Source organism: Bradyrhizobium sp. HKCCYLRH3059 (assembly GCF_051168035.1).
Lineage (GTDB): Bacteria > Pseudomonadota > Alphaproteobacteria > Rhizobiales > Xanthobacteraceae > Bradyrhizobium.
Genome location: NZ_JBNPUF010000007.1, coordinates 428,135 through 452,220, shown reverse-complemented (window position 1 = coordinate 452,220; position 24,086 = coordinate 428,135). Strand labels below are relative to the sequence as shown.

Sequence of the window (24,086 nt, the reverse complement as noted above, 5' to 3'; positions counted from 1 at the left end):
GATGCTGCGCTGGATTCATAGGGGCCTGGCCTTTGCCGTCATCCTGCCGCTGATGGTGCTTGTCCTGAGCGGAGCGGTGCTGTCGGTGATCCCGGCTTGGGAAAGAGCTGGTGCGATATCGCCAGACAGCATTAGCGTCGCCGACCTCGCCGGCCGGATCGCCCACAGATATCCTGGCGTCGAGCAGATCAAGCGACTGACCTCCGGCAAGGTCATCGCCTTCTACTCCGGAGCAGCGGGCCCGGCCGCGAGCGTGGTGGACCCTTCCAGCGGCAAGCCGGTTTCGGACTACGTGCGCTCCCCGTTCGAGCGCTGGATGACAAACCTGCACCGCTCGTTCTTTCTGAGCGATGGCGGACGCATGGCCGCAGGCGCGAGCGCATTCGCGATGCTTGTCCTGACGCTGTCAGGTCTGCAGATGACGGCCCGGCGCATGGGAGGGTGGCGGCACATTCTCGGCTGCTCCCGCGGCGGCGGCATGCAACGCCTGCATACCGATCTCGGTCGGCTGGTGGCCTTCGGGCTCGTGCTGTCGGCGATGACGGCGCTGTATCTGTCGCTCACGACGTTCGGACTGATCCCGGACGGCACGGCACAGGTGTCCGCATTTCCGAGCGTGACAAGCCGCGGCCAAGCTCTTCCGGTCGAGCAAATTCAGGCTTTGCGCGGCATCGATCTTTCCCAACTGCGTGAATTGACGTTTCCCAACCCCGCGAATCCGAACGATCTCTTCCAGCTAGCCACGGCTGCAGGCGAGGGCTACGTCGACTCGGTCAGTGGAGAGCTGCTGGGTTGGCAGGACAATTCGGTCGCCCGGCAGATCTACGAATTCATCTACATGCTGCACACCGGGCAAGGGCTCTGGTGGCTTGGATTGCTGCTCGGCGTCAGCGCCCTCGGCGTGCCGCTGCTCGGGTTAAGCGGAGCCGTGGTGTGGTCGAGCAGGAAGCACGCTCACGCTCCCATCACCGACAACGTTCCCGCCAAAGATGCCGACACCGTGATCCTGGTCGGCAGCGAGGGCGGCAGCACATGGGGCTTCGCCCGCACGCTGTATGCCGCGCTGACGGCCAACGGGCACAGGGTTCACGTCGCTCCGATGGACAGCTTGTTACGATCCTATCCGTCGACGCAGCGCATGTTCCTGCTGACGGCAACCTATGGCGACGGCGCAGCGCCGGCGACAGCCGGCGCGTTCCTCAAACGTCTCGACGCGATCACCGCGCCACTGCCTTTTCCGGTCGCGGTCCTCGGCTTCGGTGATCGGCAATTCCCGCAATTCTGTCAATTCGCCCGCGACGTCGAAGCGGCCCTGGCGCGTAAAGGTTCGAGATCGTTGATGCCGCTGGTCACGATCGACCGCCAGTCCGGGCAAGAGTTTGCGCGGTGGGGCGAGGCCCTGTCGGACGTCATGGGTGAAGACATTGCGCTGATACATTTGCCGGAGCGGCCGCGTACTCATACGCTGACGCTCATCGAACGCGTCGATTACGGCGCGGAGGTGCAGGCGCCAACCTGCGTGCTGCGCTTCGCGCTGCCAAGAAGCGGCATGTTCGCGCGCCTCACAGGGCATGCCTGGCCGCGCTTCGCCGCAGGCGACTTGATCGCGGTTCTGCCGCCGGACTGCAACTTGCCGCGCTACTATTCGTTGGCAAGTTCGACCCGTGATGGCTTCGTCGAAATCTGCGTCCGCAAGCGTCCGGGCGGACTTTGCTCCGGTCTGCTTCACGGCCTTCAGCCGGGCGACAGGGTCGAGGCCTTCTTGAAGGCAAACCCCGTTTTCCGTCCTTCACATGGACGAAAACCGGTGATCCTGATCGGCGCCGGCACCGGCATAGGTCCGCTGGCAGGATTTGTTCGTGCCAACGGCGGGCGCCGGCCGATGCATCTCTATTTCGGCGGGCGCGATCCAGCCTCGGACTTTCTTTATGAGCACGAAATCGATGGCTGGCTGGGTGAGAAACGACTGACGAGCCTCACCACTGCCTTCTCGCGCGTGAAAGGCGGCGGCTATGTGCAGGATCGCCTGCGCGATGACGCCGATCGCCTGCGCGCACTCGTCGCCAACGGAGCGCAGGTCATGGTCTGTGGCGGGCGCGACATGGCAGCGGACGTCATGCAGGCGGTGGCGGACGTATTGGCGCCCCTCGGTCTGGATCCTGTCGCACTCAAAGCCCAAGGGAGGTATGTTGAAGATGTCTACTGACCTGCTCCGTCATGTATTGAGCGGCGCCACCATGGGAACGCGCTGGTCGGCGCTGCTCTATGCACCGCCGTCGACCGATCTTGCCGCGCTGGAAGCCGCATTGGCTCACGCCGTCGATTGCGTCGACCATCAGATGTCCACATGGAAGCCGGACAGCGACCTGATGCGTCTCAATGCAGCGTCGCCGGGCACCTGGGAATCCTTGCCGATTGAACTCATGCGGGTTTTGGAGCGGGGAGTTGCAATCGGACGCGCCTCGGGCGGCGCCTTTGACGTCGGCCTCGGAAGTCTCGTCAATGCCTGGGGTTTCGGACCTCCCAGTTCGGCGCCAGACGCGCAAGCGCTTCGCGCGGCTCTTCGCGAGCGGATGCCACCAACCCACACTGTTCTTGAACTGGATGTGCCGGGACGAAGGGCGCGCAAACATAGCCACTTCGCCCTCGATCTTTCGGGCATCGCCAAGGGTTTTGCCGTGGACGAGATGATGCGTGTGGTTGAGATCTTCGGCGTCTCCAATGCGCTGGTCGGGCTTGATGGAGAGTTGAAAGCGCGGGGCGCCAAGGCAGACGGAGCCTCGTGGCGCGTAGCGGTGGAAGCGCCTGACTATGAACGGCGCGGTCCGCTCGGCGTGATCGAATTGCGTGATGCGGCGGTCGCGACGTCGGGCGACTATCGGCGCTGGGTCGATATCGGGCGAAAGCGCCTCTCTCATACGATGGACCGATCGCGCGGCGGTCCGGTAGAAAATGGAATTGCGTCAGTTTCAGTCGTTGCCGCTAGCTGCATGGACGCCGATGCCTGGGCCACTGCGCTCATGGTTCTCGGTCCGGAGCAAGGCAAGGCGCTGGCGCAGAAGCAAGGACTGGATGCACTGCTCATCCAGCGGCAAAACGAGACGTTCTTGGAGATTCCTGTCGGTCCCTTGTTCTATGAGCCTCGGGGCGCGCGGCAGGAAATGAGCCCGTAAACCGGCAGACTCTCAATCACAAGCATTCCCGCGTTCTGGTCCGTGGCGAGGGCGTCGGCCTTGGTGGCTCTCAGCAAGGAGCAGATCACACGCCGCTCAATCAGCGGGTTCTAGGTTCGCCCAGCTAACCTTCATCGGTTTCTCCAGGGATCGATGCTCGGCCGAGCTCTTCCAGGGCCTGTCGCACCGACTCGACGAGGTCCAGCGCCACCGGCGAGGGGCTGCGCTGCGGTGGGAACACCGCGGCGAATTCGAAATCGATGCGCGGCATGAATGGCCGCATCACCACGCCACGGCCGTCGAATTCGCGCGCGGTGAACGGATCGCAAATCGAGACGCCCAATCCCGACGACACCATCCCGCACATGATTTCCGACAGCGTCGTCTCGACCCGCAGCACGCGCCTGACATCCTCGCGATGGAAGATCTGATCGATCAGATGCCGGCTGGTGGAGCCTGACGAGAGCGAGATGAAGGTCTCCCCCTCGAAGTCGCGCGGCACCAAGATCGTCTTCGCGCAATGCGGATGGCCTGCGGGGAGAACGGCGACGCGCGGCAGCGCCGGCAGCTTGATGCTCGGCAGCCCGGCATGGGCGATCGGCACCTCGGCAAAGCCGACGTCGCATTGCGCGTTCAGCACCCAGTCGATCACGATCGGCGAGATCACGCCGAAGAACGCGAGGTTGAGGTTCGGCCGTTCCTGCAGGAAGTGGCCTGCGAGCCGCGGCAGATAGCCATTGGCGAGCGCGGGGAGCGCGGCAATGCGCAGCGTCCCGGTGCGCCGGCCACGGATCTCCTCAGCGGCCGCGGTGATGCGATCGAGCCCGACGAAGGAGCGCTCGACCTCCATGTAGAGCGCCGTCGCTGCCGCGGTCGGCACCAGGCCGGTGCCGCGGCGCTCGAACAACTCCATCTTGAGCAGCGCCTGCAGGTCGCGCAGCAGCCGGCTGACCGCCGGCTGGGTCACCGCCATCAGCTTGGCGGCTTCCGTCACACTGCCGCTCAGCATCATCGCCCGGAAGGCTTCGACCTGCCGCGAGTTGATCCGCGCCATACGTCCTCACATCCATAACATTCTCGTATGAATAGGGTGCCATTATTCATTGGACGATCAAAGACTCTGCTGCGATCTTTTTTGGCAGGGTGAGGGAAGGCTCGTTTTTTAGGCTCTTCAGCTCCGGGTTTCTGGGGTGCGGATGCCATCGGGCAAGCCGATCTCCCTGGGGCGGTTTTTTAATACCGTCTCGTATCCAAGATGATGGAGATCGGTCCGATGAAGCACCCTAAACTCCTGATGGCGGTCGGCGTCGCCGTCCTGGCCTCTGCCTCGCAGGTCTGGGCTCAGCAGAAGACGCTCTATGTCGCCGGCTATGGCGGCTCGTTCGAGAAGACGATCCGCGAGGAGGTGATCCCGCCGTTCGAGCAGGCCAACGGCGTCAAGGTCGAATACGTCGCTGGCAACTCCACCGACACCCTCGCCAAGCTGCAGGCGCAGAAGGGCAACCAGCAGATCGACGTCGCGATCGTCGATGACGGCCCGATGTACCAGGCGATCCAGCTCGGCTTCTGCGACAAGGTCACCGGACTGCCCGGCGATCTGCTGGAGGTCGCGCGCTTCAAGGACGACAAGGCGGTCGCCATTGGCCTCGTCGCCACCGGCCTGATGTACAACAAGAAGGTGTTTGCCGAGAAAGGCTGGGCCGCGCCGACCTCGTGGAACGATCTCAAGGATCCGAAATACAAGCAGCTGCTCGTCATTCCGCCGATCAACAACACCTACGGCCTCAACGTGCTCCTGATGCTGGCGAAGATGAACGGCGGCAGCGAGAGCAATGTCGATGCCGGTTTCAAGATCTTCAAGAATGACATCAATCCCAACGTGCTGGCCTACGAGCCGTCGCCCGGCAAGATGACCGAGCTGTTCCAATCGGGGCAGGCGGTCATCGCGGTGTGGGGCAGCGGTCGCGTGCAGAGCTTTGCCAACACCGGCTTCCCGGTCGATTTCGTCTATCCGAAAGAAGGGGCCGTGAGCCTGCTGACGACGGCGTGTCCGATCGCCAAGCTGTCGGTCTCGCCGCTGGCCTCGAGCTTCATCAAGCTGCTGCTCGATCCGAAGATCCAGCTCACGATGCTGAAGGAATATGGCTATGGCCCGGTCGTGAAGTCCGTCGTGGTCCCCGAGGGCGTGGGCGCGATGGCGCCGATCGGCGAACGCGCCGCCAAGGTCTATGCGCCCGATTGGACCGTGGTCAACGAAAAGCGCGAGGAATGGACCAAGCGCTGGAATCGCGAGGTCGAACGCTGACTGGTCGTTTGTTGCGAGCCTCTCGTTGACGACGGTGTTCTCCCTTCCCCGCAGGGGGGAAGGGAAGTGCACCGTGCGCGGGGCGCCAGTATTCCTCGCCCATCTGGATCCAAAGCATGTCCTTCCTCGAGATCGATCGCGTCGGCAAATCTTTCGGCCCCAACGCGGCCGTCGAAGAGTTCAGCCTCGGCGTCGCCAAGGGCGAGTTCATCTCGTTCCTCGGCCCCTCGGGCTGCGGCAAGACCACCACGTTGCAGATGATCGCGGGCTTCCTCGATCCCTCACACGGCGCGATCCGCCTCGAGGGCAGGGACCTCGTCGCAGTGCCACCGGCGAAGCGCGGCCTCGGCATCGTGTTCCAGAGCTACGCGCTGTTTCCTCACATGACCGCGGCCGAGAACGTCGCGTTCGGCCTGGAGATGCGCAAAGTCGCGCGCAAGGAACGCGAGGAGCGCGTGCGATCGGCGCTCGCGCTGGTCGGCCTCGCCGGCTATGAGGACCGTCATCCCCGCCGCATGTCCGGCGGCCAGCAGCAGCGCGTTGCGCTCGCGCGCGCGCTGGTGATCCGGCCGAGCCTGCTGCTGCTCGATGAGCCCCTGTCCAACCTCGATGCGCGCCTGCGCGAGGACATGCAGATCGAGCTGCGCCAGATCCAGCGCGATCTCGGCACCACGACCATCCTCGTCACCCATGACCAGATCGAGGCGATGTCGCTGTCCGACCGCATCGTCGTGATGAGCAAGGGCAGGATCGAGCAGATCGGCACGCCGCAGCAGGTCTACGAGCAGCCGGCTTCCGCCTTCGTCGCGCAGTTTCTCGGCAAGACCAACGAGTTTGCTGCGACCGTGGACCACACCGGGGGGCAGGCCAGACTGGTCGCGGGATCGTGGAGTGCGCCGGCGCCGGCCGGCGTGGCCGGCGCCGTAGCCGTCAGCGTCCGGCCCGAGCGCATCAACTTCGGCGACGCCGGGCTTGCAGGGCGCATCACGAGCCGCATCTTCCAGGGCAATCACTGGCTGTTCCAATGCGACACCGAATGCGGGCCCGCCATCGTGATCCGGCAGAATGACGGCCAGCCGCAGCCGGAGCAGGGCGCAGCGGTGCATCTCGTCTGGCAGGTCTCGGACATGAGCCTGCGCGCTGCGAAGGCTGCAGCATGAGCGCGACCGTCGCGTCCAACTCGTCGGAGACGCGCGCCGGCCTTTCGCTGGCGCTGCCGGCCTTGATGCTGTTCCTGGGCGTCGTCGTGATCCCGTTGGCGATGACCGTGATGCTGTCGTTCCACGATTGGGGCCAGTACAAGGGCATCGAGCCGGTCTTCATCCTGAAGAACTGGCGCGAGATCGTGGACGATCCCTACTACGCGGAGATGTTCTGGCGCACCTTCCGCGTCGCGGTGCTGGCGACCTTGATCACGGCGGTGTTCGGCGTACCGGAGGCCTATATCCTCAACCGCATGCAGGGGCCGTGGAAGGGTCTCTTCCTGCTGGTGATCATCGGCCCGCTGCTGATCTCGGTCGTTGCGCGCACCCTCGGCTGGGCGCTCCTGTTCGGCGGTAACAACGGGCTCGCCAACAAGCTCCTGATGACATCAGGCCTGATCGAGTCACCAATCAGGTTCATGTTCACCGAGACCGGCATGGTGATCGCGCTGGCGCATGCGATGATGCCGTTCATGGTGCTCGCGGTGTGGACCGCGCTGCAGCGGCTCGATCCGCAGGTCGAGAATGCGGCGCTGTCGCTGGGGGCAAGCTCGCTGACGGTGGTCCGCCGCATCGTGCTGCCGCAGATCATGCCGGGCGTGCTGTCGGGCGCCATCATCGTATTCTCGCTGTCCGCCAGCGCGTTCGCGACGCCGGCGATCATCGGCGGCCGCAGGCTCAAGGTCGCGGCGACGCTCGCCTATGACGAATTCCTCAATACGTTGAACTGGCCGCTCGGCGCCGCGGTCGCCGTGCTGCTGCTGATCGCGCTCGTCCTGATCGTCGTCGGCTCCAACGCGCTGATCGAGCGCCGCTATCAGGAGGTGTTCCGATGAGCCGGAACGGCCCTCTGGCGCTGATCTTCCATGCCGTGTTCGTCGTCTTCATGGTGGCGCCGATCGTCGTCGTGTGCTGGGTTGCGTTCACGCCCGAAGGTTTTCTGTCGATCCCGATCACCAGCTTCTCGCTGCGCTGGTTCAGGGCGCTCGCCGACTATCCGGAATTCGTCCACGCCTTCGGCGTGAGCCTGTGGCTCGGCGCGCTGTCCTCGTGCGTGGCGCTCTTGTTCGCGGTGCCGGCGGCGCTGGCGATCAGCCGCTATCGCTTCCGCGGCCGTGGCGCGCTGTCGGCGCTGTTCCTGTCGCCCTTGATGATCCCGCACGTCGTGCTCGGCATCGCCTTCCTGCGCTTCTTCACGTCGGTCGGCATCGGCGGCACCTTCGTGGCGCTGGTGATCGCCCATGTCGTCGTGGTGTTTCCGTTCGCGCTGCGGCTGACGCTTGCGGCCGCGACCGGCATGGACCGGTCGATCGAGATGGCCGCGGTCTCGCTCGGTGCCGACGGCTGGACCATGTTTCGCCGCGTCACCTTGCCCGCGATCCTGCCTGGCATCGTGAGCGGCTGGATGCTCGCCTTCATCCAGTCGTTCGACGATCTGACCATGACCGTGTTCCTGGCGACGCCCGGCACCGAGACCTTGCCGGTGCGCATGTTCCTCTACATCCAGGACAACATCGATCCGCTGGTGACGTCGGTGTCGGCCAGCGTCATCGCCATCACCATGACCGTCCTGATCGTGCTCGATCGCGTCTATGGCCTCGACCGCGTGCTCACTGCCAAAGGCGGCGACGCAGGACGATAGGAGATACTACGATGAGAGACTATGACGTCGCCGTCGTCGGCGGCGGCCTGCTCGGCTCTGCGATTGCCTGGGGGCTCGGCCGGCTCGGTCAGCGCGTCGCCGTGCTCGACGAGGGCGACATCGCCAAGCGTGCCTCGCGCGCCAACTTCGCGCTGGTGTGGGTGCAGAGCAAGGGCCTGGGCATGCCGGCCTACACCGGCTGGACGGTGCGCGGCTCCAAGGCGTGGCCGAAGCTCGCCGAGGAGCTGAAGGCGCAGACCGGTCTCGACGTGGTGCTGCAGCAGAACGGCGGCTTTCATCTCACCCTCGGCGAGGCCGAGTACGAGCAGCGCACCCAGCTCGTCGCGCGCATGCACAACCAGGTCGGCGCCGCCGACTATCAGATGGAGATGCTGCCGGCGTCCGAGGTGAAGAAGATGCTGCCGCTGATCGGCCCGGAGGTCTCGGGCGGCAGCTTCTGCCCTTATGACGGTCACGTGAATTCGCTGCGCACCTTCCGCGCCCTGCACGCCGGCATGAAGCAGTTCGGCGTCGACTATCTGCCGGAGCGTGCGGTCGGTGCGATCGCGCTGGACGGCAGTGAGTTCAGGCTGACGACGGCGCAAGGCGAGATCCGCGCGGCGAAGGTCGTGCTCGCGGCAGGAAATGCCAACCAGACCCTGGCGCCGATGGTCGGGCTGTCGGCGCCGATGGGGCCGACGCGCGGCCAGATCGTCGTGACCGAGCGCACGATGCCGTTCTTGCCGCATCCGTTGACCACGATCCGCCAGACAGACGAGGGCACGGTGATGATCGGCGACAGCAAGGAGGACGAGCTCGACGACCGCGTGCAGAACTTTTCCGTCAACGCGGTCATGGCCGATCGCGCCCAGCGCACCTTCCCGCATCTGGCGCGGCTCAACGTCGTCAGGAGCTGGACCGGCATCCGCGTGATGCCGAAGGACGGCTTTCCGATCTACGAGCAGTCGGAGAGCCACCCGGGCGCCTTCGTCGCCTGCTGCCATTCCGGCGTGACGCTCGCGGCGAACCACGCTTTCGACATCGCGCGCATGGTCAAGGACGGCGCGCTCGAGCCGGAGCTGGTCGGTGCATTCACAGCCAGCCGCTTCGACAGCAAAGCGGGAGCGGGCGGCAGTGGCTACTACTGAGGGATGACGGCGCAAGGCGCCATGGAGACGATGATGTTCAAACGAACTGAGGGTGATGCGAGGGGATCGGTGACGATCCATGTCGGGGGCCAGCCGATTGCCGCGCGCGAGGGTGACTCCGTGTCGGCGGCGCTGCTCGCCTCCGGCCTCGACGTCCGGCGCGCCACCGCGGTCAGCGGCGCAAGGCGCCTGCCTTATTGCATGATGGGCGTGTGCTTCGACTGCCTCGTCACCATCGATGGAGTCGGTAACCGGCAAGGCTGTCTCGTGCCTGTCGCCGAGGGCATGCAGATCGAAGTCCAGAAGGGCAAGCGGGAGATCGGCAAATGAGCGCCGCGCCGAAGCATGATGAATATGACGCCGTGGTGATCGGCGCCGGTCCTGCGGGCCTCGCTGCTGCAGAGATGACGGCTGGCGCCGCTCTGTCGACGCTGCTGCTCGACGAGAACGCCGGCCCCGGCGGCCAGGTCTGGCGTGCGATCGATGCGACGCCTCTGAAGAGCGAAGCGCTGCTCGGCGCGGACTATTGGTCCGGCAAGCAGCTCGTGAAAGCCGCGCGCGACAGCGGTGCGGAGATCATTCATCGCGCCACGGTGTGGAGCCTCGACCGCAATCTCGAGATCGGCGTCTCGGTGGCCGGCGGCTCGGCCTTCATCAAGGCCAAGCGGGTCATCATCGCGACCGGAGCGCAGGAGCGTCCGTTCCCGATTCCCGGCTGGACCCTGCCCGGCGTGATGACCGCGGGCGCGGCGCAGACGATGTTGAAATCCTCCGGCCTCGTGCCTGACGGCCCGACGATTTTGGCCGGGCAGGGGCCGCTGCTGTGGCTGCTCGCGGCGCAGATCCTGCGCCTCGGCGGCCGCATCGATCGCATTCTCGACACCACCCAGCGCGCCAACTACATCGCGGCGCTGCCTCATGCCCTCGCGTTCCTGACCTCGCCCTATTTCGGCAAGGGGCTCGCGATGATGCGCGAGGTGCGCGCGAAGGTGCGCGTCACCAGCGGCGTGACCGAACTCGTGGCAGAGGGCGAGGGCAAGCTCTCGGCGGTCAGCTACGCCACAGCGGGCGGCAAGCGCGAGACACTGGCGGCCGAGTTGCTGCTGCTGCATCAGGGCGTGGTCCCCAATGTGAATCTCGCGATGGCCGCCGGTGTCGAGCATCGCTGGAACGAGCTGCAGCTGTGCTGGACTCCGGTGCTGGATGCCCTTGGTAACAGCTCCATTCCCGGCATCGCCATTGCCGGCGATGGCGCCGGCATTGGCGGTGCGCAGGCGGCCGTGGTGCGCGGCCGGCGGGCGGCCGGGGATGCGATCAAGGCGCTTCGCCCGCGCGCAAAGGTCACCGATAGGTCTGCGGAGCTGGCCCGCGCCGAGCGCGGCAGGACCTTCCTCGACGTTCTGTTCCAGCCGGCAAAGCAGTTCCGTATCCCGCAGGGCGACACCATCGTATGCCGCTGCGAGGAGATCACCGCCAAGGACGTGCTCGACTCCGTCGCGATCGGCGCCACCGGGCCGAACCAGCTCAAGGCCTATCGCCGCACCGGCATGGGGCCGTGCCAGGGGCGGCTGTGTGGCCTCACCGTCACCGAGCTGATGGCCGAGGCGCGCGGCAAGACCCCGCAGGAGATTGGCTACTACCGGCTGCGCGCGCCGGTGAAGCCGATCATGCTGTCGGAGCTCGCAGGCCTGCCGAAGACCGAAGAGGCCACCAAGGCCGTGGTGCGCGGATGACGGTGAAGACGGATGCCATCATCGTGGGTGGTGGCATTCACGGCTGCTCCACCGCGCTGCATCTGTGCTTGGCAGGGCTCAAGCCCGTGCTGATCGAGAAGGACTATGCCGGCCGCCACGCCTCCGGTGTCAACGCCGGCGGCGTGCGCCAGCTCGCGCGCGACGTCGCGGAGATTCCGCTGTCGATCCGCTCGATGGGCATCTGGGAGAACATCAGCGACCTGGTCGATGATGATTGCGGCTTCGAAAGCTTCGGCCAGGTGCTGGTCGCCGAGAACGACGCGGAGCTCGACGCCTGTCGCGCCCGCGTCGCCGATCTCAACGCGCGCGGCTTCGGCCACGAGGAGCTGATCGACGGCACGGAACTGCGTCGCCTCGTGCCGGCGGTGGCGGAGAGCTGTCCGGGCGGCGTGGTGTCGCGGCGCGACGGCGCGGCGCAGCCCGCGCGCACCACGACGGCGTTCCGCCGCAAGGCGGAGCAGCTCGGCGCGCTCATTCGCGAGGGCGTGGCCGCGACGAACATCCGCAAGGACGGCAAGCTTTGGCATGTCGACGTCGGCTCCGAGAGCTTTGCCGCTCCGGTGCTGGTCAATGCCGCCGGCGCCTGGGCCGGCCGCATTGCGGAACAGTGCGGCGAGCCGGTGCCGGTCGAGACCATCGCGCCGATGCTGATGATCACGTCGCCCGTCGCGCACTTCATCGATCCCGTCGTCATCCTGCGCGGCCGCAAGCTGTCGTTCAAGCAGTTCCCCAACGGCACGGTGCTGATCGGCGGGGGCCATCTTGCAACGCCCGACCAGGACCGCAACGAGACCGTGCTCGACTGGCGCAAGCTGTCGGAGAGCGCGCGCACCGTCGCGGAGCTGTTCGCGGTGATGCGCCGCGCGACCATCGTGCGCGCCTGGGCCGGCATCGAGGCGCGCATGCGCGACGACATTCCGGTGTTCGGGCCGAGCGCCGTTCACGACGGGCTGTATCACCAGTTCGGCTTCTCGGCGCACGGCTTCCAGCTCGGCCCCGGCGCCGGCGCGGTGATGGCCGAGCTCATCGCGCACGGCGGCACCCAGACGCGCATCGGCGATCTCAGCATCGCGCGCTTTCAGAACTCCATCCCTTCACCATCCACATGAGGACATGATGACCATCACCCGCAAGATCCGCTCCGCCATCCACCACCGCATCGTCGAGGCCAACGGCTTCGTCTTCATCGGCGGCACCATCGCCGACGATACCTCGGCCTCGATGGGCGAGCAGACCCGCAACATCCTCGGCAAGATCGACGGCTTCCTGAAGGAAGCTGGCACCGACAGGTCGCGCGTCGTCTCCGGCCAGATCTTCGTCACCGACCTGTCGAAGAAGAAGGAGATGGATGCGGCCTGGACTGCGTTCTTCGGCGACGACCTGCCGGTTCGCGCCACGGTCGGCGTCTCCGATCTCGGCGGCGGCGCGCTGATCGAGATCGTGGTCGCGGCCGTCAAGGGTTGAGCATCGCGCCGCATCGAGCGGTCAATCGATCACGCGCGGGGCTCGCTCCGCGCGTGATTTGCTTTTCGGTCCAATTCGATCGAACATGAGCCTGTCCGTCCACCGCACGCGCCGAAAGCCGACATCATGAATGAAGAGCGTAGCCTGCCGCGTCCATCTGCTGGCCTGAAGGCAGTGTTCGCTCACATCGAGAATCAAAAGCAGGATTTCCTGGCCCGCGTGATGGACTATGTCCGGCATCCCTCGATCAGCGCTCATAACATCGGCATCACCGAGGTCGCCGCGCTGCTGGTCGCCATGCTGCAGGAGATGGGCCTCGACGCCGAGACGATCGCGACCGCCGGGCATCCGATGGTGCTCGGACGCTGGCAGAAGAAGCCGGGCGCACCTACCGTGCTGCTCTACGGGCACTACGACGTGCAGCCGCCGGATCCGTTGGAGCTGTGGCTGAGTCCGCCGTTCGAGCCGACCATCCGCGATGGCCGCATCTATGCCCGCGGCATCGGCGACAACAAGGGGCAACATTTCGCGCAGCTCATGGCGATCGAATCCCATCTCCGAGTGCATGGCGAGCTGCCCTGCAACGTGATCTTTCTGCTCGAAGGCGAGGAGGAGATCGGCAGCCCGCGCATCGCCGATTTCGTCGCTGAGCATCGCGACGAGCTGAAAGCCGATTTCGTCGTCACCGCGGACGGGCCGATGCACCCCTCGGGGCGGCCGACCATGACCTATGGCGTGCGCGGCATGTGCTCGTTCGAGCTGCGCGCGAAGCACGCCAGCCGCGACGTGCATTCTGGCAACCTCGGCGGCATCGTGCCGAATCCGATCTGGACGTTGGTCCACCTGCTCGGGACGATGAAGAATGCCGCGGGCGAGATCACCATCGAGGGGCTGCATGATGCGATCGTGCCGCCGAGCGAGCTGGACATTGCTGCCGTGAAGCGCCTGCCGCTGGACCTCGATGCCGCCAAGGCGAGCCTCGGTCTCAGCCATCTCGATGCGCCGCCCGACCGCGGCTACTACGAACGTCTGATGTTCCATCCGACGCTGACCATCAACGGCTTGCACGGCGGTTATGGCGGACCGGGCAGCAAGACCGTGCTGCCCTGCGAGGCCTTCGCCAAATGCGACATCCGCCTGGTCGAGGCGATGACGCCGGACGACGTGTTGGCGAAGGTGGAGGCGCATGTGAAGCGCCATGCGCCGGAGGTGGAGTTCATCCGGCGCGGCGGCATGCTGCCGTCGCGCGTGCCACTTGATTCGCCGTTCGCCGCGATCATCCGCGACGCGATTGCGCTTGCGCAGGGCGTGACGCCGCTCGAATTCCCGTGCACCGGCGGCAGTCTGCCGGACTACGTCTTCACCAAGATCCTCGGCATTCCCGCCTTCGTCGTTCCCTATGCGAATGCCGACGAGGCCAATCACGCGCCCAACGAGAACATGACGATCGACTGCTTCTACAATGGCATCCGCACCGGTGCGGCACTGCTCGACCGCGTCGGCGCGCGCGTGCGCTGATGCCGGCGGAACGGCCATCACGATTCCGCGTGCAGTGCGGGAGGCGTCATCGAGCAGCCACGAACGGATGGCAAGCACACGGTCGTCCGCCGCCTTGCGGGTGAATCGGCCGCACGCGGCGAGATCGCGCATGGATTAACGCAGTTGATATCGCCTAGTCTCGGAAGGGATTAGTAATCGCCGCTTCAGGGCTCGGAGCTGCCACATGCACGACCCCGTTGACCAGCCGAGTGATTCGGCAAGTTCCGCTTTCCCTTGCGCGCGCGATCAGCGCAGCGCTCCGGAACACCCCGCCGCGGTTCCTGTGATCCAGCTCGACCACGCGCCAGCAATCGAGCCTGCGCCCAATGTCGATGAGGCTGCACAAAGCCCTGGCGCTCTCGGTCGGAAACGAACCGATGACGCGCATCTTGTCACACCAACCATGTGGCGCTGAGAAGGTCCCGCTCTTGGCGGCGATCGAACATGCGATGTTCGGCGACGAGTTCCTGAAGAACACCTTCGCCAACAACATTCGAGACTTTTGAGATCGCCACCTACAAGTCGCGGCTCGCATTGTGCCGTGCCGCCGGTGTCGAGGAGGGTTCGCGCGCCCCGCGAGCAGTCGTTGCAGGAGGAGGACCGATGGCAGGGTGGGTCGACTCCAATGCCGAGAAGGTCACGGAATTTGTTGGGTATGAGGAGCGTCAGGCGGCGTAACCTGGCGGTATCTCGGTCGGGATATGGAACCCGTCAGCGCGATGACAACCTCCGGTATCATCCGGATACCCACGACTCTCCTGATCTAGTAAGTAAAAACTAGCCCTTCTTGGGGCGTTTCCTCCCTGGACTTGGGCCGCCTGCACTTCGTGTGTCGGCGGCCTCTTTCTTTCAGGGGGGTGGGGTGGTGCTCTGGCCCCCGCAATCGGCCCCATGGGCGTTCGGTCCAGTCGCGCTCCTCCAAGCCGGTGATATCTCCGCGACAGTGTGAGATCGAGATCGCCCCACGCCGCGTCGCCGACCGGGCGCGTGCGACCGGAGCCTCAGCGCCGCGCGTGCTGCCAGCGCAGCAGCCGGCTCTCGGCCGCGCCCATCGCGAGCGCGGTCGTGTAGCCGATGATTCCGAGCAGCATCACGCCGGCAAACAGATCCGCCGAGCGGAACGAGCGCGCCGACAGCAGCACCCATTGGCCGAGGCCGTCGAGACCGGCGAGCATCTCGCAGACGACGGCGAGGATCAGCGCGACCGTGAGGCTCAGCCGCATGCCGGCGAGGATGTCGGGTGCCGCCGATGGCAGCGCGATCTTGAAGATCACGGCGAGCCGCGACATGTGCAGCACCCGCGCGACTTCGTAGAGTCGTGGTTCGACCGCGGCGAAGCCGTGGATCGTCCCGAGCAGCAGCGGCCACAGCGAGCCGAACGCGATCACGAACAGCGCCATGCCCTGGCTCAGTCCAAGAACGGCGATGGCGACAGGAATGATCGCTGAGACCGGCAGCGGCCGCAGCAGCTCCAGGGTCGGTGCGACGTAGATGCGCATCGCCTTCGAGGAGCCGATCATGGCGCCGAGCGCGATGCCGGCGGCGGAGGCGAGCAGCCAGCCATAGGCCATATGCGTGAGGGTGCCCGTGAGCTTGGTCAGGAGATCGCCGCTCGTGAAGCCGCGCAGCAGCGCCGCCCAGGCGCGGTCGGGGCTGGGAAGAAACACCGGTGATATCAGCCGCTGATCGGCGGCGCACTGCCACAGCACGATGATGCCGGCGGCGACGGCGAAGCTGGCGAGGCGCCAGGCGGCGACCGACCACTTCATGCGGGGTCTCCCATCGCGGCCGCGCGCTCGAACAAGCTTTGTTGTGCAGCCATCAGCGCGGTATTGAGCGCAAACCCGGTCACGCCGATCCATACCAGATAGGCCAGCATCAGATCGGGCCGCAACGCCTGCTGCGCGGTCATGATGGCGGCGCCGAGGCCGAGCGGGTTGATCGCGATCTCCACCGTGACCGCGACGATCAGCGCGATGCCGGCGGCGAGCCGGAACGCCAGAAAGATGCGGGGCAGGGCGGCGGGGATGACGATCTTCCTGATGCGATCGCGCTGCGTCAGCCGCAGCACGCGCGCCACCTCGATCAGCCGCGGCTCGATGCCGCCCACCGCGGCACGCGTCACGATCAGCACCGGCCAGACGCAGGCAAAGGCGACGATCGCGATCTCCATGCGATAGCCGAAGCCGAGCGCGATCAGCGCGATCGGCAGCAGCGCCACTGAAGGAATGGGCCTGATCGCCTCGATCGTGACCTCCATCAGCCGGTTGAAGATAGGCGACAGGCCGAGCGCGATGCCCAGCACGAGGCCGATGGTGCCGCCGAGCGCGAGGCCGGCGAACACCGAGGCGAGCGTGTCGCGCGTCGCCGCCAGCAGCGAGCCGTCGGTCAGCGCGCCCAGCAAGGCGAGCGCGATCGCGCTCGGCGGCGCCAGCGAGTCGCTCTGCACGCCGGCGAGCCGCATCCAGGCTTCGAACACGAGCAGTGCCGCGAACGGCAGCAGCGCGGGCTTGATGCGATCCGGCATCGTCATTCGCTCGCCTTGATGAAGTCGAACAACTCGCGCCGCAGCCGCAGGAACTCCGGATGCTCGCGCGTCGCCAACTGGTCGCGCGGCCGCGGCAGGCCGATCTTCAATTCCAGGCCGACGCGGCCGGGATGCGGCAGCAGGCCGACCACGCGGTCGCCGAGATAGATCGCCTCCTCGAGATCATGCGTGACGAACACGACGGTGGCGCCGGTCGCCGCCACCAGCGCCAGCATCTCGTCCTGCAGTCCCTGGCGCGTCATCGCGTCCAGCGCGCCGAACGGCTCATCCATCAGCAGCACCTTCGGATCCTGCGCGAGGCAGCGCGCGATCTGCAGCCGCTGCTGCATGCCGCCCGACATCTCGGTCGGATATTTGGCCGCATGGCCGGCGAGCCCGACCTTGGCGAGCAACTCGGCGATGCGCGCCTCGCGCTGTGCGGAGGGCATTCCGATCGTCTCCAAGGCCAGCGAGATGTTGCCGGCGGCGGTGCGCCACGGCAGCAGCGCCTTGCCATAGTCCTGGAACACGACGGCGATCTCGCGCCGCGGCGCGCGCATCGCCTCGCCCTCGAAGCGCACGCTGCCGCCGGTCGGCTGGTACAGCCCGGCCGCCAGCCGCAGCGCCGTGGTCTTGCCGCAGCCGGAGGCGCCGACCACGCACAGGATCTCGCCAGATGCGACCTCCAGGCTGATCGTGTCGATGATCGTCTTGCCGCCGAGCACCAGCGCGACATCGTCGAAGGCGATCTGCGCGCGCGCAGGCGAGGGAGATGATTGCACCAATGCGAGGGCAGGCTCTGCCATCTCAGGCTCCCTTCGGATGCGGATAGACGATATCGACGGTCGAGCACAGATGTGCCTCAAGCCGCGCTTGGGCCGCGGCGGCATTGCGCGCGAGCACGAGGTCGGCGAGCGTCTCGTGCTCCTTGATGAATCCGCTGCCATCCTCGAAGCTGCGCATCATCACGCGGCGGTAGCGATAGGCCTGGTCGTAGAGATCCGAATGAGCGGCAAGCAGGCGCCGTGATCCGCAGGCCGCCAGCAGCGCGGTGTGAAACGCCTTGTGCAAGCGATCGAACTCCGGCGCGCCTTCGCGGAACTCGGTCTGCATGCGCTGGATGTAGCGGCGCATCTGATGGAGCGCGGCGATGATGCCGGCCTCCCATTGGTCGTCGCCGCTCTGCATCGCCAGCCGCAGCGCCTCTTTCTCCACGACAGTGCGCATGCGCGTGATGTCGACGAGATCGTCCCGGCTGACCTCGGCGACGCGAAAACCGCGCTGGCCGATGCCGACGATCAGGCCGCGCGATACCAGCCGCGACAGCCCCTCGCGCAGCGGCGTCGGCCCGATCTCGTAGCGCCTGGCGAGCTCGACGATCCCCAGACGCGAGCCGGGGGCCAGAATGCCGGCGACGATGTCGCGCTCGATCAGCGCGGCGGCGCGCTCGCTGAGCGTGTCGCCGCTCGTCGGCTCAGTCTGCAGGATCGGGTTCGTTGCCGTCATCAGTTGAGGATCAATGTCTTGAGGTCGAGCTTGGTCTGCAGCATCTTCTGCGCCGACATCACGTCGATCCACCACGCCAGCTGCTCGGGCTTCAGCACCGGCTCGGCGTAGTTCGGCGCCGTCAGCTTGACCAGCTCCAGCGGTTGCTTGGTGAACTTGGCGATGGCGGCCGAGGCCTTCTCACGATCATTGTTCACGATTGGGGCGGTCTCCGCGATGGCGGCGCGGAATTTCTTCACCGTCTCCGGGTTCTTCTCGGCCCATTCGCGCGAGGCCGCATAGAAGATGATCGGCTCGGTGCGGGCGAGTTCGGCGGCGTAGCGCGCGCCGACCGTGCCGAGGCTGGCATTGGTCATGCGCGTCACGAACGGCTCGGCCGTCAGCACCGCATCGACGCCGCCCGACTTGATGGTGTCGGCCATGGTCGGAAACGTCACCTCGACGAAGTTGACGCTTCGTGGATCGACGCCCTTCTCGACCAGCCATTTCACGAACAGCACGTGCAGGAAGGCGCCGATGCCGGGGGCGCCGACCTTCTTGCCCTTGAAGTCCTGCGGCCCAGTGATGGTGATGCCGTTGCGCACGAAGGCGGCGACCGCATCGTTCGAGGTCTTGTTCATGATCGAGGCGCCGGAGACCGCGACGAGGTCGAGCCCACCGTCGGCGGCCTGGAGGAACACGGTCGATGTCGGCCCGCCGATCTGGATCGAGTTGGAGAGGATGGCTGCGGGGATGTTCGAGTTGATCCCGATCAGCACCATCTCTGCGTCGAGCCCGTGCTTCTTGAAGAGACCCTCATCGACCGCGACCATCGCCGAGGCGCAGTCCGAGGTGGCGGTGCAGCCGATCTGGATCTTCTCGGCGCGTGTCGCAGATGTGAGCACAAGCGTGGCCAGCACCGATCCGAGCGCAGCGCTGATGATCCGATGACGCATCCTTGACTCCTCCCCCGGGCGCCCGTCTCTCGGACGCCTCTTGTTTATCGATATTTTCTATGTTTGTATATTTTCAGACAGAACACAAGGGGAGGCCAGCGTGAAACTTGCGACATTTCGGGCGGAAGGCGGGGAGCGGATCGGCGTCGTCCATGGCGGCGATTCCAAGCTTTTCGACATCGCCGCGGCCGCCGACCGCGCTGGCAAGAGCAATCCGGCGTTCGGCTCGATGCTGTCGTTGATCGATGCCGGCGAAGCCGCGCTCGACGCAGCACGCGCGCTGGTCGAGCGCCATGGCAGCGACGAAAGCCTCTCGCACGACGTCGGCGGCACCGAGCTGCTGGCCCCGGTGCCGGAGCCGCGGCAGATGCGCGACGGCATGTCGTTTCCGCTGCACATCCTGCAGGCGCCGCGCGGCCAGCGAAAGCTCGCGGCGCGGCAGCGCGGCGACGCGCAGGAGCTCGCGCGCATCGATGCCGAGCCGCTCGGCGAATTGCCCGAGGTCTATCGCAAGGTCCCGATCTTCTACATCACCAACCGCTTCAGCGTGCGTGGCCCGAACACGACGGTGAAATGGCCGCGCTACAGCAAGGTGATGGACTATGAGCTGGAGTTCGGCATCATCACCAGGGGCAAAGGCAAGGATATTCCGGCCGCGAAGGCGCGCGATCACATCTTCGGCTTCACGATCTTCAACGACTTCTCCGCGCGCGACACGCAGCGCATCGAGATGGACGGCCGGCTCGGCCCCTCCAAAGGCAAGAGCTTTGACGGCGGCAACGTGATGGGGCCGTGGATCGTGACCCCGGACGAGATCGGCGACCCCTATCGCCTGAAGATGGAGGCGCGGGTCAACGGCGAGGTCCGCTCGCGTGGCGTCAGCGAGGGCATGCTGTTTTCGTTCGAGGAGCTGATCGCCTATATCAGCAAGGACGAGACCCTGATGCCCGGCGAGTTCATCGGCTCGGGCACCGTCGGCAACGGCTGCGGTCTCGAGCTCGGCTGGTATCTCGAGCATGGCGACGTGATCGAGCTCGAGGTCGAGAAGATCGGCATCCTGAAGAACAAGGTCGAGCGGCAGGACGTCTGATCCTGCTGCCGACGACAACAACCAATAACGACAAAGCGAGAGGACCGCCCATGGCCCGCAGACTGATCGACATCTCCGTGCCCTTGCAGAACGACGTGCCCGCCGATCCGCCCGGCAATCATCCGACCATCACCTATATCGACCATCAGCAGGGCCTGCCGCGCATGCTGCAGTTCTTCGACGGGCTGAAAGCCGAGGATCTGCCGGACGGGCAGGGCTGGGCGGTCGAGCAGGTGAATCTTTCGACCCACAACGGCACGCATCTCGATGCGCCCTGGCATTTTCATCCGACGATGAATCGTGGCGAGCGCGCCTGGACCATCGACGAGGTGCCGCTAGAGTGGTGTCTGCAGCCGGGCGTGAAGCTCGACTTCCGTCGTTTCCCGGACGGCTATGTGGTGACCGCGAGGGATGTCGAGGATGAGCTCAAGCGCATCGGCCACACGCTGTCGCCGCTCGAGATCGTCGTCGTCAATACCTCGGCCGGCGCGCGCTTCGGCCAGGCCAACTACGTCAATTCCGGCTGCGGCATGGGCTATGAGGCGACGATGTATCTGCTCGAGCGCGGCGTGCGCCTGACCGGCACCGACGGCTGGAGCTGGGACGCGCCGTTCGTGTTCACCGCGCAGAAATACGCCGAGACCCACGATGCCGCGCTGATCTGGGAAGGCCACAAGGCCGGACGCCACATCGGCTATTGCCATCTTGAGAAGCTGCACAATCTGGAGCAACTGCCGTCGACGGGGTTCATGGTGTCGTGTTTCCCGGTCAAGATCGAGCGCGCCTCGGCCGGATGGACGCGGGCGGTGGCGATCATCGAGGGGTGAGGCGCCTAATCTCCGATTGAAGTCACGACATGGGTTCTGGCGCGTTTGATCTTCGCGTCATTCCGGGGCGGCGCGCGCCAGCGCGACGAGCCCGGAATCCATCGAGCCGCGCGACGTGCTGAAGGATGGATTCCGGGTTCGCGCTGCGCGCGCCCCGGAATGACCGAGGAGAGGGCTCGGCAAAGCCAGAGAGGGAGCTCGTTGCGCGTCGTGGTGACAGTTGCGAGCCGACCTTGACTACAAAATCAGGCCGCTCTCTCTCATCTCGCTTTAGCAACTACACGCCAGCATGACCTCGTTCCGCCGCAGCATCGGCAGGATCCAGGGCGGATTGTAGAACGCGAGCAGCGGCGATCCGGTGACGGTCAGCCCCTTGCGCTGCGTGTAGTCGCGCAGTTGGCGAGTCTTGTCGGCGATGATGCCGTCGGAGGTGGAGCCCGAAAAGGTGATCGCGACCATGCGCTGCGCAGACTGGGCCGTCAGCTTGATCCGGGCATCGGCCGGCGGCGGCAGAGTGTCGAGCGACCAGTTCGAGGGCATCACGAAGCTGATGCTCCAGCGGTCGCTGGCGACGCCATCGGCGGGCGCGATGGTGGCGCTGGCCTGCTGCTGCACCGGTGCCGTCATCGCGATCTTGGCTTTCGCACGGTTGGCGCCGAAAATGTAGCCGGCGATGATGCGAAAGCCTTCCTCGATCGCCGGCTTGCGCGCGCCCTGCACCTCGGCCTGCGCGATGATCATCGGTGCATAGGCGCGGATTTCGAAGTCGCCATCGCGCGAAACGACGTCGTATCTGGGATGTTCGACCCGGCTCATGAGCGGCCCTGCGGCAATGGCGGCGCCGGCGAGGACAAGCACGGTGGCGCCTGCGAGCCAGATCAGCATGCGGCGTCTCCTCGGTGGTGTCGGCTCGGTCATGGCGGTTGCGCCGTCAGGTTTGAATAACGAGGAAACGCGAGCGAAGGTCCGGCAGATCACGTGCCGGCTGCCCGCCTGCGGTCGTCCTTCGACGCCCGACTGTAGCGTCGCCCGGATGAGCGCAGCGATATCCGGGATCGCACGAGGCGTAGGGGACCCGCGGATGTCGCTGCGCTCATCCGGGCTACGCGCGTGCCGATGGCGGTGCATGCCCGTCGGGCGACTCGGGCTCGGGCGCGACAAGATCCACCGCCCCGCAACCCCTCTCATGATCCAGATCGTGCCTGCGCCGAAAACGAAAATTCCGCAGCGCGCTCAGCGCGATCGCCTCTGTCCAGATCTCGGCGTAAAAATTTCCAACTTTCGTTTTATCGGAAGATATGCTCTCCTCCCTCCATCCCGCCTCATGCAGAGGGGCGTACGCGTCGTCACGATACGTTGAGGCGGGGAGCGGTGGCCGCGGGTCTGTCAGGCGCTTTTGCGCAAGACGACTGTCAGCTCGCGGACGTTCAAGCCGTGTGGTCCTGGCGCCCCGATGCTGGCGCCAAGCCTGATGCCGACCTGACGGGTTGCGCAGGTGACGGGGGCAAACAAGCCGGTCCCCGGGGAGAGCTCGGAGCAGACGTTCACCCATCGCGCAGGGAAGGCCGGGTCTGTCCGGCTGAACCTGTGGTTCCTGCCGCCTGCATTTTTTCCGCAGGCGGGCCACGGGCCTCAGTCGAGGTCCGGCCTTCCCTGCGCCCTCGCGTTTCCGGCGAGGGTCTCGAGCATCGCTTCGGGCGCGTGTTGCGCTGCGAGGGCGACGGCGCGTACGCGCATGGTGGCGCTGGCATATTGGATATGCTTATCAGTTGAGCGGGGCGCCGATGCTGGCGCGCCACCACCAACAAATCAGCCGGCCGCAACGGCTGATCCCAGGAGGAAACCCATGGCAGACACCTCACGCCGCGATCTCCTCGTCGCCGGCAGCGCCGCCGCAGCGGCTGCGATCATGACGGACACCTACCCTGCCGCGGCACAGGCCGGGCCGAAGCCGATCTTCGCCGTGCCGGCGACCACCATTCCGATCGCCGGCGAGCAGGGTGTGTTCCCCGTCCGCCGCATCTACTGCATCGGCCGCAACTACGCGGCGCACGCCATCGAGCGCGGCTCCGATCCGAACCGCGAGCCGCCGTTCTTCTTCCAGAAGCCGACCGACGCGATCCAGAACGTCGCGATCGGCGAGGTCGCCGATCATCCTTATCCGTCGCTGACCAAGAACTATCATCACGAGGTCGAACTGGTCGCGGCGCTGAAATCCGGCGGCACCAACATTCCCGCCGAGTCCGCGCTCGATCATGTCTATGGCTACGCGCTCGGCCTCGACATGACCCGCCGTGACCTGCAGAACGGCATGGCCGCCGAGAAGAAGCCATGGGAGATCGGCAAGAGTTTTGATCATGCCGCCGTGCTCGGCCCGATCCATCCGGTGGCGAAGGTCGGCCACTTCACCAAGGGCGCGATCTCGCTCGCGGTCAACGGCACGGTCCGGCAGAACTCCGACCTCACCAAGATGATCTGGAGCGTCGCCGAGCAGATCGCGAAACTGTCCGAGGCGTTCGAGCTGAAGGCCGGCGACATCATCTATTCCGGCACGCCGGAGAATGTCGGCCCGGTCGTCAAGGGCGACGTGCTCTTGTGCAAGCTCGAGGGCCTGCCGGACATGTCGATCAAGATCGTCTGAGAGAGGGGCTGGACCACACGTCGTGTGCAGCACGTTGACGCTGCCGATCGGAACGGAAGTCGCCGCCGCAATACCGATACGCGCCTTCTCCCCGCGCGCGGGGAGAGGCGAGCAGCGAGCGTCGCTACGCGCGCTATCCAACAAGCGCGGCAGCCCCAGCCATCCCTCCGGATGCTGCGACTGCCGCCGTGGCGCTCGCGGCGCCGCGCCTCTCATCGCCTGCCGGACGGGAACTATCGTTGTTCCCGCGCAAACAGGCGCTGCCAGCCGTTCGCAAGTTTGTGGCCCGACAAAGAGCCGCCGAGCACCGCCGCCTATCGTTGCCCTGCATCA

Annotated in this window: 23 protein-coding genes; 16 read left to right on the top strand and 7 right to left on the bottom strand. The window is 65.9% G+C overall.

Annotation, left to right across the window (positions count from 1 at the left end; genetic code table 11):
- Window position 1 precedes the first annotated feature (1 nt).
- Together ACQR13_RS23780 and ACQR13_RS23775 are read left to right on the top strand one after the other, a co-directional pair.
- Entirely contained in the window at window positions 2-2,206 is a 2,205-nt protein-coding gene (locus tag ACQR13_RS23780) for a PepSY domain-containing protein (protein ID WP_434863292.1), read from the top strand.
- Window positions 2,187-3,173: an FAD:protein FMN transferase gene (locus tag ACQR13_RS23775; RefSeq protein ID WP_316166020.1), complete on the top strand. Its 987-nt coding sequence runs from the start codon at window positions 2,187-2,189 to the stop codon at window positions 3,171-3,173. The genes ACQR13_RS23780 and ACQR13_RS23775 overlap by 20 nt, the downstream gene beginning before the upstream one ends.
- A 124-nt stretch (window positions 3,174-3,297) precedes the next feature.
- Here ACQR13_RS23775 and ACQR13_RS23770 read toward each other — a convergent pair whose 3' ends face one another.
- Window positions 3,298-4,227: a LysR substrate-binding domain-containing protein gene (locus tag ACQR13_RS23770; protein ID WP_315752780.1), complete on the bottom strand. Its 930-nt coding sequence runs from the start codon at window positions 4,225-4,227 to the stop codon at window positions 3,298-3,300.
- A gap of 219 nt (window positions 4,228-4,446) precedes the next feature.
- Here ACQR13_RS23770 and ACQR13_RS23765 point away from each other — a divergent pair, with 219 nt between their 5' ends.
- The 11 genes from ACQR13_RS23765 (at window position 4,447) to ACQR13_RS23715 (ending at window position 14,733) form a co-directional block, all read left to right on the top strand.
- Window positions 4,447-5,478: an ABC transporter substrate-binding protein gene (locus ACQR13_RS23765; protein WP_434863291.1), complete on the top strand. Its 1,032-nt coding sequence runs from the start codon at window positions 4,447-4,449 to the stop codon at window positions 5,476-5,478.
- Between the two features lie 116 nt (window positions 5,479-5,594).
- Window positions 5,595-6,638: an ABC transporter ATP-binding protein gene (locus ACQR13_RS23760; protein ID WP_434863290.1), complete on the top strand. Its 1,044-nt coding sequence runs from the start codon at window positions 5,595-5,597 to the stop codon at window positions 6,636-6,638.
- On the top strand, window positions 6,635-7,516 hold the full coding sequence (locus ACQR13_RS23755; protein ID WP_315752784.1) for an ABC transporter permease: 882 nt from the start codon (window positions 6,635-6,637) through the stop codon (window positions 7,514-7,516). The genes ACQR13_RS23760 and ACQR13_RS23755 overlap by 4 nt, the downstream gene beginning before the upstream one ends.
- Entirely contained in the window at window positions 7,513-8,322 is an 810-nt protein-coding gene (locus ACQR13_RS23750) for an ABC transporter permease (protein WP_434863289.1), read from the top strand. Before ACQR13_RS23755 ends, ACQR13_RS23750 begins: the two co-directional genes overlap by 4 nt.
- 11 nt (window positions 8,323-8,333) lie before the next feature.
- Entirely contained in the window at window positions 8,334-9,470 is a 1,137-nt protein-coding gene (locus ACQR13_RS23745; RefSeq protein WP_434863288.1) for an NAD(P)/FAD-dependent oxidoreductase, read from the top strand.
- Window positions 9,471-9,503: 33 nt separating this feature from the next.
- Window positions 9,504-9,800, top strand: coding sequence for a (2Fe-2S)-binding protein (locus ACQR13_RS23740; RefSeq protein WP_315752789.1), 297 nt, complete (start codon window positions 9,504-9,506; stop codon window positions 9,798-9,800).
- Entirely contained in the window at window positions 9,797-11,203 is a 1,407-nt protein-coding gene (locus ACQR13_RS23735) for an FAD-dependent oxidoreductase (RefSeq protein WP_434863287.1), read from the top strand. Before ACQR13_RS23740 ends, ACQR13_RS23735 begins: the two co-directional genes overlap by 4 nt.
- Window positions 11,200-12,333, top strand: a complete 1,134-nt coding sequence (locus tag ACQR13_RS23730; RefSeq protein WP_434863286.1) for an NAD(P)/FAD-dependent oxidoreductase — start codon at window positions 11,200-11,202, stop codon at window positions 12,331-12,333. The genes ACQR13_RS23735 and ACQR13_RS23730 overlap by 4 nt, the downstream gene beginning before the upstream one ends.
- 7 nt (window positions 12,334-12,340) lie before the next feature.
- The gene (locus ACQR13_RS23725) at window positions 12,341-12,688 is read left to right on the top strand and encodes a RidA family protein (RefSeq protein ID WP_434863285.1); all 348 of its coding nucleotides are present in this window, start codon (window positions 12,341-12,343) and stop codon (window positions 12,686-12,688) included.
- Between the two features lie 126 nt (window positions 12,689-12,814).
- The gene (locus tag ACQR13_RS23720; protein WP_434863284.1) at window positions 12,815-14,206 is read left to right on the top strand and encodes a M20/M25/M40 family metallo-hydrolase; all 1,392 of its coding nucleotides are present in this window, start codon (window positions 12,815-12,817) and stop codon (window positions 14,204-14,206) included.
- 347 nt (window positions 14,207-14,553) lie between these two features.
- Entirely contained in the window at window positions 14,554-14,733 is a 180-nt protein-coding gene (locus ACQR13_RS23715; RefSeq protein ID WP_316174186.1) for a hypothetical protein, read from the top strand.
- Window positions 14,734-15,228: 495 nt separating this feature from the next.
- Here the strand turns inward: ACQR13_RS23715 and ACQR13_RS23710 are convergent, their stop codons facing one another.
- Genes ACQR13_RS23710 through ACQR13_RS23690 form a run of 5 tightly spaced genes read right to left on the bottom strand, consistent with a single transcriptional unit; the run spans window position 15,229 to window position 19,195 of the window.
- Window positions 15,229-15,996 (bottom strand): ABC transporter permease, encoded by a 768-nt coding sequence (locus tag ACQR13_RS23710; RefSeq protein ID WP_315752795.1) that lies wholly within the window; start codon window positions 15,994-15,996, stop codon window positions 15,229-15,231.
- On the bottom strand, window positions 15,993-16,760 hold the full coding sequence (locus tag ACQR13_RS23705) for an ABC transporter permease (RefSeq protein ID WP_315752796.1): 768 nt from the start codon (window positions 16,758-16,760) through the stop codon (window positions 15,993-15,995). The genes ACQR13_RS23710 and ACQR13_RS23705 overlap by 4 nt, the downstream gene beginning before the upstream one ends.
- Window positions 16,757-17,560: an ABC transporter ATP-binding protein gene (locus ACQR13_RS23700; protein ID WP_315752797.1), complete on the bottom strand. Its 804-nt coding sequence runs from the start codon at window positions 17,558-17,560 to the stop codon at window positions 16,757-16,759. The genes ACQR13_RS23705 and ACQR13_RS23700 overlap by 4 nt, the downstream gene beginning before the upstream one ends.
- A 1-nt stretch (window position 17,561) precedes the next feature.
- Complete coding sequence (locus tag ACQR13_RS23695) at window positions 17,562-18,260, bottom strand: GntR family transcriptional regulator (protein WP_316187018.1); 699 nt, start codon at window positions 18,258-18,260, stop codon at window positions 17,562-17,564.
- Window positions 18,260-19,195 (bottom strand): ABC transporter substrate-binding protein, encoded by a 936-nt coding sequence (locus tag ACQR13_RS23690; protein ID WP_434863283.1) that lies wholly within the window; start codon window positions 19,193-19,195, stop codon window positions 18,260-18,262. The genes ACQR13_RS23695 and ACQR13_RS23690 overlap by 1 nt, the downstream gene beginning before the upstream one ends.
- A 100-nt stretch (window positions 19,196-19,295) precedes the next feature.
- Here ACQR13_RS23690 and ACQR13_RS23685 point away from each other — a divergent pair, with 100 nt between their 5' ends.
- Window positions 19,296-20,285, top strand: coding sequence for a fumarylacetoacetate hydrolase family protein (locus ACQR13_RS23685; RefSeq protein ID WP_434841402.1), 990 nt, complete (start codon window positions 19,296-19,298; stop codon window positions 20,283-20,285).
- Between the two features lie 50 nt (window positions 20,286-20,335).
- Window positions 20,336-21,112 carry a cyclase family protein gene (locus ACQR13_RS23680; protein WP_315756273.1) on the top strand — a complete coding sequence of 259 codons (777 nt, stop codon included), beginning with the start codon at window positions 20,336-20,338 and terminating at the stop codon, window positions 21,110-21,112.
- Between the two features lie 270 nt (window positions 21,113-21,382).
- Here ACQR13_RS23680 and ACQR13_RS23675 read toward each other — a convergent pair whose 3' ends face one another.
- A complete protein-coding gene (locus tag ACQR13_RS23675) occupies window positions 21,383-21,997 on the bottom strand; it encodes an SOUL family heme-binding protein (protein ID WP_434841401.1) in 615 nt (204 codons plus the stop codon).
- A 961-nt stretch (window positions 21,998-22,958) separates the two neighbouring features.
- Here ACQR13_RS23675 and ACQR13_RS23670 point away from each other — a divergent pair.
- Window positions 22,959-23,753: a fumarylacetoacetate hydrolase family protein gene (locus ACQR13_RS23670; protein WP_315752802.1), complete on the top strand. Its 795-nt coding sequence runs from the start codon at window positions 22,959-22,961 to the stop codon at window positions 23,751-23,753.
- Window positions 23,754-24,086: the final 333 nt, after the last annotated feature.